This is a genomic window from Microvirga tunisiensis, assembly GCF_009296175.1.
Taxonomy (GTDB): Bacteria; Pseudomonadota; Alphaproteobacteria; order Rhizobiales; family Beijerinckiaceae; genus Microvirga; species Microvirga tunisiensis.
In genome coordinates, this window is sequence record NZ_VOSK01000213.1 from 1 (window position 1) to 11,396 (window position 11,396).

The following is an 11,396-nucleotide window of genomic DNA, read 5'->3' on the forward strand; positions in this document are numbered from 1 at the left end:
CTTCTTCCTGAAAATCAAGCACTTCAGACGCATCGCCACGCGCTACGAACAGACCCCACGGGCGTTTATGTCAATCCTTTGCCTCGTCAGCGCGTTCATCTGGACCAAATGAATGTCAACGCGCTCTAGTCCTGAGCTTTGTCGTTGCCACAGTCTTGTCGGCCCCCGCGACGGGGGCATGGGCCAAGGATTCGGCGGGCCAAGCCTTCATCAAGAAGGCTATCGAAGGCAACCTGTCTGAAGTGTCCGTGGGACAACTGGCGCAACAGAAAGGAAGCAGCGACGGAGTGAGGAATTTCGGGCGCCAGCTCGAAACCGATCACTCCACTGCCAATCAGCAGGCGATCTCTGTGGCGAATTCCATCGGAGTAACACCACCAACCGAGCCCGGCAAGCAGCAGAAGGCCGTCTACCAGAAGCTTTCGAAGCTCTCGGGCGAAGCCTTCGACCGTGAATTCGTGAAGGACATGGTTGCGGATCACAAGAAGGACATTGCGGAGTACCAGCAGGAGGCCAAGCGGCAGAACGATCCGGCCGCCAATTATGCCAGCCAGACCTTGCCGACGCTGCAGAACCACCTGCAGATGGCCCAATCGCTCAGCAATCCGAAAACCCAGTAGGAATGCCGGCTATCAATAGAGCGTTTTCCGCTGTCTCCAGCGGTGCCTTGTTGTAAGAATTGCCGCCAGGGCTATTGTCGGCCGGTGCCGCCTGTGCCGTGCCGGCTGCTCCAGGCTGGGCGATGGAACACGTCTCCAAACGATCAAGCAGGGTGGCAAACGGCGGAGGAAGCCGATTGTCATTCAGCACCGAACTGTCTCCCCCACCACTGGTGAGACGCAACCTCCTGAGTGAATTCCATTCTCTGCTCAAAGTAGGGGGCACGAGCGGCGCCGATTGTGCCCCCTTCACTCTGGCAAATTGTTCCGAATGTTCAGCTGTTTGCGTCGGCCCGGCAGGGTGGCAGGAATTCCGCGCTAATTTACATTCCATCGTTATGAAGACGGCGATGCGCTCCTCCGGCGGCAACCTGTTTGTTATTCGGCGTCGGACGAAGACCCCGTCTCTCACTAGGCGCAAGCTTCTGAGTGGCTTACGGTCTTTGCAAAGAATGAGGGGGTCACGACCGGCGCCGATTATGACCCTCTGTTATTGCTGTTTGTTGCGAATGTTCAGCCGATTGCGCCTGCTCTGACGGGGGTCAATGTTTCCGAGCCTATTTACAGCCATGGCATCGCCCCAGCCGCAGTGCCCTCCCGCGCGAGCGGGTTCGTTCTCTGGCACTGAGCTGAAGTAGCCCGAATGTCCCCTCAAGCGGAGAACACCGGACGTCACTAGAACGCACGGGATCATCAGAACCTGACCCAGACCTGCCCTTTGTCGGAACTTCGGCGATCATCGGATCGATTATGGCTCACGTCTTGCGGTCTCCTGTGCGGAACGAAGAGAGGAAGTGCCGACCCGGTGCCCGTGCTGGCCCAGGCGATCGCTGCTCTGCCCTGTCACTTGGCTGCCGGCTTTGGTCCCAGCTGAGCTGGTCCTGCCCCCGTATCGATGGTGCTCGCGGAAACCCCCTGTGCCCCGGTCCCGGCCAACTGCGCCTTGAGATCCTGCACCATCTGGAGATGGCGCAGGACGATCGGCAGGGTCTCGGAGGCGAACTGCTTCAGCGACATCTCCTGCCCCGATCCGATCTCCCACTCCAGAAGCTGGGCCGTCTTCTGATGATCCTGGAGCTGACTGTCGGCATACGCGAGATCGAATTGGTGGCCTGTCACCTTCTCGAGGTTCATCTGCACCGCCCGGTGCTCGTCATCCAGTGAGCCCGCCTGCGGGGTGCCGTTCTGCTTGGCCAGATCCGCCAACTGATCATTGGCCTTGGTATGATCCTGAACCATCCGCCGGGCGAACTCCTTGACGGCGTTGTTCTGGCTCTTCCGCTCCGCCAGTCGGCCGAACTCGACCTCCGCCATGCCCCCAATGGACGCCTGGTCGACGAACAGCCGATCCTGCGGGTTGGTTTGATGGGGAGCCGGAGTTCCCGGGGCCGTCTGGGAGGTGCCCGGCAGCATGCCGGCTGGATTGCCGGACTGAGCACAAACCGGACCGGCGGACAGAAGGATCAGGACGGGGAGGGAGACAAGACGGCGCATCGGGCATCCTTCCTGGTTCGGTCATGCAAGAGCACGTTGCGGGCGGCCGACTGATGGCAGCCATCGCCGCCGGCATCTCACAGGGTCATCAGATACGAAACCAGGGCATCCCTCTCGTCTTGGGTCAGCTTGACCCCAAGCACCAGATTGAAGAACTCCACCGTATCGGCGAGCGTCGGCAGACGCCCGTCGTGGAGATACGGCGGGGAATCCTTGATGCCCCGCAGCGTCAGCGTCTTGATCGGTCCGTCCGGGAGCATCACCAGGCCGTTGACCGTCTGCCCGATCTGGTAGAACCGCTCCAGTTTGAGGTCGTGCATGTTGTTGTCCATGAAGGACGTCTGGGCGACATGGCACTCGGCGCAGCGCCCCTTGCCGAAGAAGACCCGCTCGCCCGCGAGTTCCTGCTGTGTTGCCTTGGCTGGATCGAGGCGTCCGAAAGGATCCAGCTTTGGAGCCGGCGGAAAGTCGATGATGTTCTGCATCTGCGCCATCATCGGCACCTGATCGACCCGGTCGGGTCGGTTGACTCCTTTGCGCTGGGCGCTGACGTGATCGCCATTGAAATAGGCCGTGCGCTGCTCGAACTGGGTGAAGTCCTCGATCGAGCGCAGCGACCGCTTCGATCCATGGATCTGCTGGTTGAACACGCCGCGCAGGCTGACGGTATCAAGCCGGAAGCGGGCCGCCTGCGGGCGCACGTCAGGCGTGAGGTGGAAGGCCGCGTTGGAATGGAAATTGGAGTGGCAGTCGAGACAGGTCACGCCAAGGCTCTGGTCGGCGCTCTTGCGGTCCTCGGTCTGGTTGAACTCCTCCTGGGGAAAGGGCGTGAGCAGGAGACGCAGGCCTTCGATCTGCACCGGGGTCAACACACCCACCATCAGCTCGTAGAAGTTCTTGATCGTCAGAAGCTGTCCACGGGACACGTCGCCCAGTTCGGGATGCGTGGTGAGGAAGATCGGCGGCGGGAATTCGGGCGTAAAGCGGTCCGGCAGGTCGAAGTCGATGTCGAAGCGCCGCAGGTTGCGCCCTTCCTGCCGGCCGATCTCGTCGATCTGGTTGTTGGGAAAGACCTGGCCGCCGGTGGCTTGCTTGACGTGGGGCAGCGGCATGAAACCAGCCGGGAGAAGCCCTCTTTGGCGGATCTCGTCCGGGCGCATGGTTGAAAGGCTGTCCCATGTCGCACCCGCAGGCAACTTGACCCTGACACCGCCCTGAACGGGCTTGCGGCCGCCCGACATCATCACACCTGGAACAGGCCGGTCAGAGAGGTCGTAGCGCTCATTGAGCAGATCGGTCTGCCGCTGCATGACTTGGGGCTTCTGGGCCTCGTCAGCTGTCTTCACGGCCGAGAAGGGAAGCGTGGGCAGCGGCCTGTAGGTCGCGTCCGGCGGCAGCGGGTCGGAAACGGCAGCAATGGCGCCCGCAAGGATCAGGAGGCCGCAGGCCGGCATGATCGCCGTGGTAGTCTTGGAGAACATGCCATGTCTCCATCCAATCGTCCCAGGCCGCTCTTGCCTGCCTGGTGTAACAGCCATGGTCACTGACTGGAGAACAACACTACCACACCCTGCCCGCCGGCGCTTCAACAAAGGGCCGAAGCAATCGCGATAGTCCTTTGCGGTCATAACCCCTAGGCTGTGCTCCTTAGCTTGTCGTTGGGGCCCTCGTCCTTGGATGCGAGGGTCTCATGCGGCATTGGCCGCGCGGTACAGACCCACGAACACCGGTGTCGTGCCGGCTCTACCCTACGCATCAATGAATGTCCGGTGGCCACTACCCGGAAGGAGGCCGAATGTCTGCTCAGGCCGAGAACACCTGACGCTCCTGAAGGTAGCGGGATTTCCTGGTTTGACCCCAAGCGGAACATCCCTTTGTACTGTCGGGCCTTAAGAGCGGAGGTCACTGGCAGATGCGGTAGCGGTCGCTGGATCCGTGCTGCTGGATGTCCACGTGCAGATGATCGGCATGGGCCGGATCCGATCCCGGACCCAAGATGGTGGTGAACCAGCCGCAAGCGGCCGTGCGGACAGCCGCGAGGGTCGGGTCTGGCGGCGCCTCGCCCTTTGGCTTGATGGGCAGGGTCGATCCATTCGCGAGCTCGAAGCCCGCGATGTCGATGGCCAGCCCTTCGGCATGTGCCGACAGCTTGCCGGTCTCAGCCCGGTTGCGATTGCGGCACTCGAAGCCCGGTCCCGTTTGGACGCTCCTCAATTCGGTGTTCAGGCTCCCGGCCACCATCGGTGCCACCAAGTCCCCCAACCAATGGCCGAAGGGACCGGCAAAGCGACAGGCCAGAACGGGTTGGGCGCCAAGGCGGACCATCGTCCCCGGCCGGGAGCGCACCGGAACCGCCTTCAGCCGGACGGGATCCTCGATCCGGCAGAGTTCGTTCGACGCGGAGGGCTGTTCCGCGACCTCGACCATGAACCCGGCGGCCCTGAGCCGGGTCAGACAGGACTCGGGTTCCGCCACGGGCGGCGCGGGACCTTGCCCCTGCGGGGCTGGCCGCGCCGGCTCGGCGGGAGCCGCGGAGGGCGGAGTGGGCGAGGGCGCCTCCCGGGGCGGGGGCAAGGGCGGCATCGGCTGCGCCGTGCCCGTGCCCATCCCCAAGGCAACGATCGCCGCAAGGAGAAGTCCAGACCGCAGCATGAGTCCCACCCTTGGCTTCGGGAGGAACGCAATCATTGCGGCTCCGGTTCACTCTTGGAGAGGTGCACCGCAGCCGCCGGAACGGCAGCGCGGCCATTGAACCCGGGGTCTGATCGCGATGGCCACGGTTCGGACGCTCGCCCGTGCACCGAGCAGCAGTGCGCGATGCACAGGCAATGACTCTCCACGAATCGACCTATGGTGCGACGAGCACGCGACGGCATTCCGGCGGAAGGGCCGCGAGGGTCATCGGCGGCCGCGGCCGCCCGGGCGTCGGGAAGAGCATTTGCGGCGTGAACCAGCGAGCAAGCTCCGCCCCGCAGCCATCCCCCGAGGGGGGAGGCTCCTGGCCACGGCAGCTACCATCGCCAGGCGGACACGCGATGCGAATGTGGAAATGGTAGTCATGGCCGAACAGCGGGCGAATTTTGGTGAGCCAGCCGCGCTCGGCCCCGGCGTCACGGCACAAGGCCTTCTTGATCGCTGCGTTGACGAAGATCCGCGTCACCTCAGGCTGCTGCGACACGGCTTTCAGCAACGCGATGTGCGCTGGCGTCCAGACCGTCGGATCGATGTCGAGGCGATCCGGCCGCACCATGTTCGTTGCTGACATGTCCTCACGCTCTTCATGCGAGAGGCGGCGATCCGGCATGGGCGTCAGCCACACATCGGCGTCCAGCCCGACCTGGTGCGACGCGTGCCCGGTCAGCATCGGCCCGCCGCGAGGCTGCGCGATGTCGCCGACGAGGAGACCCGGCCAGCCATTGATGTCGGGCATCTGCTTTGACAGCCGCTCAAGGAAGGCAATCAAGCGCGGATGGCCCCACATCCGGTTTCGCGAAACGCGCATCACCTGCCAGGTCTCGCCATCAATCGGGAGGGCCATCGCGCCCGCGAGGCATCCTTTGGCGTAACTGCCAATGGAACGCGCCGAGAGAGGCACGGGGGCGGTGCGCCGCCCAAACAGCTCCTTTGCTGGCGTTGCAGGATCATCCGGGTTGGAGAGCGGCGGGAGCGGTTGTGGGTCGAGGCTCCCTTTGTCCTGCGCCAGGGCCGCCGTGCTGAGAAGAAGGACCGAGAGAAGCGAAAGCCACCAAGAGATGTATCGCGGCATGACTGACTGACCGAGCGGGGGATGAGCAGTCCAACTTGCCTATGGTAGCTCCGCCCCGTGCCCACGCATATCCGAATGTGCGGGTCGCGCTCGAAGGCACCATGCGGCGTTTGGGAATGCAGGATCGCCGTCCTGACCCCGCTGCGCCCACAGGCGAACGAGTGGCCTTCCTCCGGCCGGTCTCCTTCGACGCCGAGATCATCCTGGAGATTGCCAGGACGTATAGTATACTATACGTAGGCCATAGCCCGTCCCACCCTCGCATTGGGAGATCCTCATGCGCCCGTCCAGACGATCCACGTTGGCCCTGCTCGTCGGGGCAGCCCTGGCCGTGTCCACCTGGCCTGCTCACGCCGCCGGGAAGGTCAAGGCAGTCGCCTCCTTCAGCATCCTGGGCGATCTCGTCCGGCAGGTCGGCGGGGATCGGGTTGAGGTGACAACCCTGGTCGGCCCCAACGGCGACGCACACGTCTTCTCGCCGTCCCCGGCTGACGCCATGAGGGTCAAGGCCGCTCGGGTGTTGTTCGTGAATGGTCTCGGGCTGGAAGGATGGATCGACCGCTTCTTCAAGGCCTCAGGCTCAACCGCTCCAATGATCGTGGCCTCGACCAGTGTGAAGCCGATTGAGGGGCACGAAGACGATCACGACACGCACAAAGGGCATAGCGACCATCGCCTCGATCCGCATGCCTGGCAGAATGTCGCCAATGTGAAGCTCTACGTAGCCAATATCCGTGACGCCCTGATCCAGGCTGATCCAGGCGGCAAGGAGACCTATGAGGGCAACGCCGCCCAGTACCTGTCGAAGCTGGACGCGCTCGATGCCGAGGTCAAAGCCGCCATCGCGAAGGTCCCGGCCGACCGGCGACGGATCATCACCACGCATGATGCCCTGGGGTACTTCGCCGCCGCTTACGGTATCCAGGTCATTGCTCCCCAGGGCGTCTCCACCGAAGCCGAGGCCTCGGCCGGGGATGTCGCCAGGATCATCCGCCAGATCAAGGCGCAGAAAATCCCGGCGGTGTTCATCGAGAACATCTCGGATGATCGCCTGATGCAGCGGATCGCCAAGGAGACGGGAGCCCGCATCGGCGACAAGATCTACTCCGATGCCCTGTCGGAGCCGAACGGGCCGGCCGGCACCTACATCGACATGATCCGGAACAACGTCCGGGTCTTCGGTGCGGCCCTGATGAATTAGGGAACGGCGCGTGAGCGGGCCGAGCCACCCGGAAGGCTCAGCCTCTCTGCTGCCGCATTTGTCGTCGATCCAGAGCCACGCGGGGAAGCTTCGCGACCACCCTCCACCGTGCGGTGGATGTCTTCCCCCGGGTGACCCCATGGCACGCTTCGGCCTTTGTCATCTCGTTCCCGCTATCGCCATGCTCGTGATGGTGGGTCCGGCCTGCGCCCATCCGCATGTCTGGGTGACGGCCCGGGCCGAGATCCTGTTCACCGCGGACGGCCGGGTCTCGGGCATACGCCACGCCTGGACCTTCGATCCAGGCAACTCGACTTTCATGACCCAGGGCCTCGGCGCCAATCATGACGGCAAGCCCACCCCGGACGAACTCCGGGACCTGGCGCGGGAGAACACCCGATCCCTTGCCGAGTTCGACTACTTCACCATCCTGAAGGCGAACGGCTCCGGGCAGGAGTTCAGCGAGCCGACCGAATCCGGCATGAGCCTGGCCGACGAGGTCCTAACCCTCACCTTTGTCCTGCCGCTCAAGACCCCGACCGATCCCGGCAAGGCCTTCTCGGTCGAGATTTACGATCCGACCTACTTCGTGTCCGTCAGCATGGCGGCCAAGGACCCCGTCACGCTCAAGGGAGCTCCCAAGGGGTGTGCCGTCGCGGTGACCGGCCCAGCGTCACCGAAACCCCTGACGGCCCAAAAGCCGCAGCAGCTCTCGGAAGCCTTCTTCCAGGCACTGACATCAACCTCGAACGTCGGCGGGCAATTCGCCAACCGGGTGCGGGTCTCATGTCCCTGACGGTCGCTTTCTTTCCGTTCAGCCCTCGGGCCGTCGTCTCGGGTCCGCCTCGGCCGTGCCGTGGTCCCCGTGACCATGCGCCATGGTTTCGCCTCTCTTAACCATGAAGCGTCATGGTTCGAACCACTGCCTTCGAGGCTCGCCGGAAGCACGGCTCTGCAAGAGCGATCCAATGGCCCTTCCAGGACTGAAACTTCTTCTGGCCCTCGGCCTGATCGGGCTGGCCTCGCCCGCCCTCGCTCATCCGCATATCTGGATCACCGCCAAGGCGGAGATCGTCTTTGCGCCTGACGGTAAGGTGACGGGCGTGCGTCACCAATGGACCTTCGACGAGGCCTACACGGCCTATGTCACGCAAGGGCTGGACAAGAACAACGACGGCAAGCTGACCCCGGAGGAGCTCCAGGGCCTCGCGGACGAGAATGCCGCCGGGCTTGCCGAGTTCAACTACTTCACGACCCTGAAGGTGAAGGGCAAGCCTCAAGCCTTCACGGACCCGCGGGAGGCTCGGATGATCATGGACAAGGATCGGGTCACCATGTCGTTCCTGCTGCCCCTGAAGGCCGCAACCCCCATCGCGGGTCTCCTGGCGGTGGAGATCGATGATCCCACCTTCTTCGTCTATTTCAGCCTCGCCGATCAATCCGCCGTGACCCTGGCCAGCGCGCCTCAGGGCTGCGTGACGAACGTCGCCAAGGCCAAGGCGCTCGATACCGCCATGCAGCAGATCCTCCAGGACGAGGGCGCGATCCAGGCCGCGCCGCCCGGGGCGAATTTCAGCGTCGAATATTCCAACAAGGCCATTGTCGCATGTCCGTGACCTCCGCTCCGCTCGCCCCTTCGATCACCAGCCAAGCGCAATTCTGGCAGAGGCTTGGCCTCATGCTCATGGCGGTCGCCATGGTGGCCTCAGCGCTCGGCCTGCTCGCGTTCTGGCTCGGTCCCATCAGTGCGCCCGCACCGAAAGCGCCGTTTGGCATGGGCATTCGGGAAGCGGCGCCGTCCGGCAATATCGGGGCGTGGATCCTCTCCATCCAATCGGGATTCTATGCCAGCCTCCAGGCGAGCGTGCGCGCCATGAAGGAGAGCGGTGCAGCTCTCGGGCCTCTTCTCCTCATTGGCTTTGCCTATGGGGTCTTTCATGCGGCAGGTCCCGGACACGGCAAGAGCGTGATCTCGGCCTATCTGGTCGCGGACGAGAAGGCGCTCCGGAAAGGCTTGATCTTGAGCTTCGCCGCAGCCCTCGTGCAGGCCTGCGTGGCCATTCTCATCGTCGGCACGGTCAGCGTCGTGCTGCGCGCCACGGCGTCCACCATGAACAGGCTTGCCATGAACGTGGAGCTTCTGAGCTTCATCATTGTCGCGCTGATGGGTCTCGTGATCACCTGGCGCAAGAGCGGCAAGGTCCTGGGGGTCATGGCGCTGGCACGCAATCCGCTGGGCACCATGCCCGAGGCAGGCTGCGATCACGTGCACATGCCGCCGCCCGAGGAACTCGACCGTCTCACTCACTGGCGGGACATGGCGGGCGTGGCGCTGGCGGCCGGGCTTCGGCCGTGCGCGGGGGCGCTGATCGTTCTCGTCTTCTCCCTGGCCCAAGGTCTCTTTGCGGCCGGCATCGCCGCGACTTTCGCCATGTCACTGGGCACCGCGCTCACCACGAGCGCCATCGCGGCGGTTGCGGTGTTCGCCAAGGCTCTTGCCCTCAAGGTGGCCGGCGGGCGTGGCGCTTCGGGGGCGATCGCGATGGCGGGGATCGAGCTTCTCGCGGCGGCCTTCGTGCTCGTGCTCGGGGCCTCGCTGCTGGCGGGGATCTGGGCGAGTTCGTGATTGGGGGCCACGGCAATGCTTCAGTGGTGGCGGGAACGGCGGAGCCAAGCGGAGGAGCGAGCCATCCTGATCGCAGAGATCAAACCACGGATCCGGACCGCGTTCGGCTTGGGCGAGACGGATACCGTCGCCGTCAACGAAATCGCCTGCCCGGACCCCGGCTGCCCTGACATCGAGACCGTGATCCTGATCATGCGCCCCGGCCAGAAGACTCAGGCCGTCAAGATTGCATTACCCTTGGCCAAGGTCAGTGGTTCGGACCTCGCGCAAGCCGCAGCCCGCTCGTCCTCCCTGACGCACGCGGAAAGTAACGGAGCCCTACCAAACCCCTAAGATCGGGTACTGGTACACCTGAGACGTCAGTCCGAGGGCAGCAATCCTCACGTAACCGGACGTTCCGAAGGAACCAGGAATTTCAGTGCGTGACCCGCAGCAGACCTTTAGTGATCAGCAGGTGGAACGGCCAACTTCGAGTCAGATGGCAGACGGGCGAGCCGCTTCCGATAGCAACGAGCATGAGATTTACGCTATTCCCTCGATCGCGCAGAAAGAATGTCGGAGCCTCGGACCAAAGTACGGCTCCTAGAGTCATCGACATACGCTTTCCGTAGATGGCAAGCCAAACTAAGCATCATGAAGTCTTCCGCGTTGGACAAGCTCAAGCCAGTAAGATCTTCAATTTTGCTGAGTCGCTGATAAAGCGTATTGGGGTGGATCTTCAGGCATCTTGCGCTATCGGCAACTGACTTCCCAGTGCCAATGTAAGTTACCAACGTACTATACAAACTCGGACCTTTGTTTCCATATTCCAGGATCGGTCTGAGTATGTCATCAGCAAATCGTACGATCTGCTGCTTTGGCTGGTTGATGAGCAATCGCTCGATGCCAATCCGATCATACTGAAGATATCCAAAGCTTCCCTTCGATGAGAGCAGGTTCAGGCTTTCGACCGCATTCTGATAATGCAAAGCGTGAGCCATGCTGCTTTCATAGACGGAACTCACGCCACAAAATACTCTCTGTCCTTCTATCGCCTGTCTCAGGCGAGCTACACTCGCTTCCATGCTGGCCATCGTCTGAGCTGAGAACAGGAAGACAAGATCATCATCAGAATAGAAGCTGTAGTGATTGATCGTTCCAAGCCGGGCCGATAAACGGGAGATCTCCATTTGCAGAAGCACATCTGGGTTGGAGTGTGAGTTCGTCTCTGCAACTCGAATGACTGCGATTTGGCAGTATTGTTTGATCGTGAACCGATAGCGCATCAGCGATGAGGCAAGGCTGTCTCCGGATCCGGCCAGTAATTCGCTGAACAGATGCTGCTTCTTCTTGTTCACGAAGTCCGCGTTGGACACGTCCTTCATGATCTCCAGCGCGATGAATGACGCAAGAATTCCAAGCCTGATGTCATCGAACGCTGTCGCACTGGAAGGTTCTGCGACTAGCCGTTCTTATGCATGGGAAGGTTGATGAAGGCTGGCGAGTGTAGCTTAAGCACTTGAAGCAGCGTAGGATTTGGTTGTTGAGACTAATCCCTGCCACCAATTGCCCTGTGCCACACTCGCCATGCCGGACGATACACCTGCCACCTTCCCGTTTCCAGCCGTTGGCCGCAAGAAGATCACCGCTGCTTTCGACGGTGGGCGCCTG

Annotated in this window: 11 protein-coding genes; 6 read left to right on the plus strand and 5 right to left on the minus strand. The window is 62.5% G+C overall.

What is annotated here, in order from left to right; genetic code table 11:
* The first annotated feature begins 155 nt into the window (after window positions 1-155).
* Window positions 156-620 (plus strand): DUF4142 domain-containing protein, encoded by a 465-nt coding sequence (locus tag FS320_RS30175; protein WP_244627488.1) that lies wholly within the window; start codon window positions 156-158, stop codon window positions 618-620.
* Window positions 621-1,502: 882 nt separating this feature from the next.
* On the opposite strand, the gene FS320_RS30180 is transcribed toward FS320_RS30175, so the two are convergent.
* From FS320_RS30180 to mepA, 4 genes are all read right to left on the minus strand, one after another.
* Window positions 1,503-2,153, minus strand: a complete 651-nt coding sequence (locus FS320_RS30180) for a DUF4142 domain-containing protein (protein ID WP_152715958.1) — start codon at window positions 2,151-2,153, stop codon at window positions 1,503-1,505.
* Window positions 2,154-2,230: 77 nt separating this feature from the next.
* On the minus strand, window positions 2,231-3,634 hold the full coding sequence (locus FS320_RS30185; protein WP_152715959.1) for a cytochrome B6: 1,404 nt from the start codon (window positions 3,632-3,634) through the stop codon (window positions 2,231-2,233).
* Window positions 3,635-4,055: 421 nt separating this feature from the next.
* Window positions 4,056-4,805, minus strand: coding sequence for an extensin-like domain-containing protein (locus FS320_RS30190; RefSeq protein WP_152715960.1), 750 nt, complete (start codon window positions 4,803-4,805; stop codon window positions 4,056-4,058).
* Between the two features lie 196 nt (window positions 4,806-5,001).
* The gene (gene mepA / locus FS320_RS30195; protein WP_152715961.1) at window positions 5,002-5,919 is read right to left on the minus strand and encodes a penicillin-insensitive murein endopeptidase; all 918 of its coding nucleotides are present in this window, start codon (window positions 5,917-5,919) and stop codon (window positions 5,002-5,004) included.
* A gap of 277 nt (window positions 5,920-6,196) precedes the next feature.
* Here mepA and FS320_RS30200 point away from each other — a divergent pair, with 277 nt between their 5' ends.
* The 5 genes from FS320_RS30200 (at window position 6,197) to FS320_RS30220 (ending at window position 10,079) form a co-directional block, all read left to right on the plus strand.
* Window positions 6,197-7,120, plus strand: a complete 924-nt coding sequence (locus FS320_RS30200; protein WP_152715964.1) for a metal ABC transporter substrate-binding protein — start codon at window positions 6,197-6,199, stop codon at window positions 7,118-7,120.
* Between the two features lie 139 nt (window positions 7,121-7,259).
* Complete coding sequence (locus FS320_RS30205; protein ID WP_152715966.1) at window positions 7,260-7,916, plus strand: DUF1007 family protein; 657 nt, start codon at window positions 7,260-7,262, stop codon at window positions 7,914-7,916.
* Between the two features lie 172 nt (window positions 7,917-8,088).
* Window positions 8,089-8,736, plus strand: a complete 648-nt coding sequence (locus FS320_RS30210; RefSeq protein ID WP_152715968.1) for a DUF1007 family protein — start codon at window positions 8,089-8,091, stop codon at window positions 8,734-8,736.
* Window positions 8,727-9,746, plus strand: coding sequence for a nickel/cobalt transporter (locus tag FS320_RS30215; protein ID WP_152715970.1), 1,020 nt, complete (start codon window positions 8,727-8,729; stop codon window positions 9,744-9,746). The genes FS320_RS30210 and FS320_RS30215 overlap by 10 nt, the downstream gene beginning before the upstream one ends.
* A gap of 15 nt (window positions 9,747-9,761) precedes the next feature.
* Window positions 9,762-10,079, plus strand: a complete 318-nt coding sequence (locus tag FS320_RS30220; protein WP_152715972.1) for a hypothetical protein — start codon at window positions 9,762-9,764, stop codon at window positions 10,077-10,079.
* Window positions 10,080-10,273: 194 nt separating this feature from the next.
* On the opposite strand, the gene FS320_RS30225 is transcribed toward FS320_RS30220, so the two are convergent.
* Window positions 10,274-11,110 carry a PucR family transcriptional regulator gene (locus FS320_RS30225; protein ID WP_152715974.1) on the minus strand — a complete coding sequence of 279 codons (837 nt, stop codon included), beginning with the start codon at window positions 11,108-11,110 and terminating at the stop codon, window positions 10,274-10,276.
* Window positions 11,111-11,396: the final 286 nt, after the last annotated feature.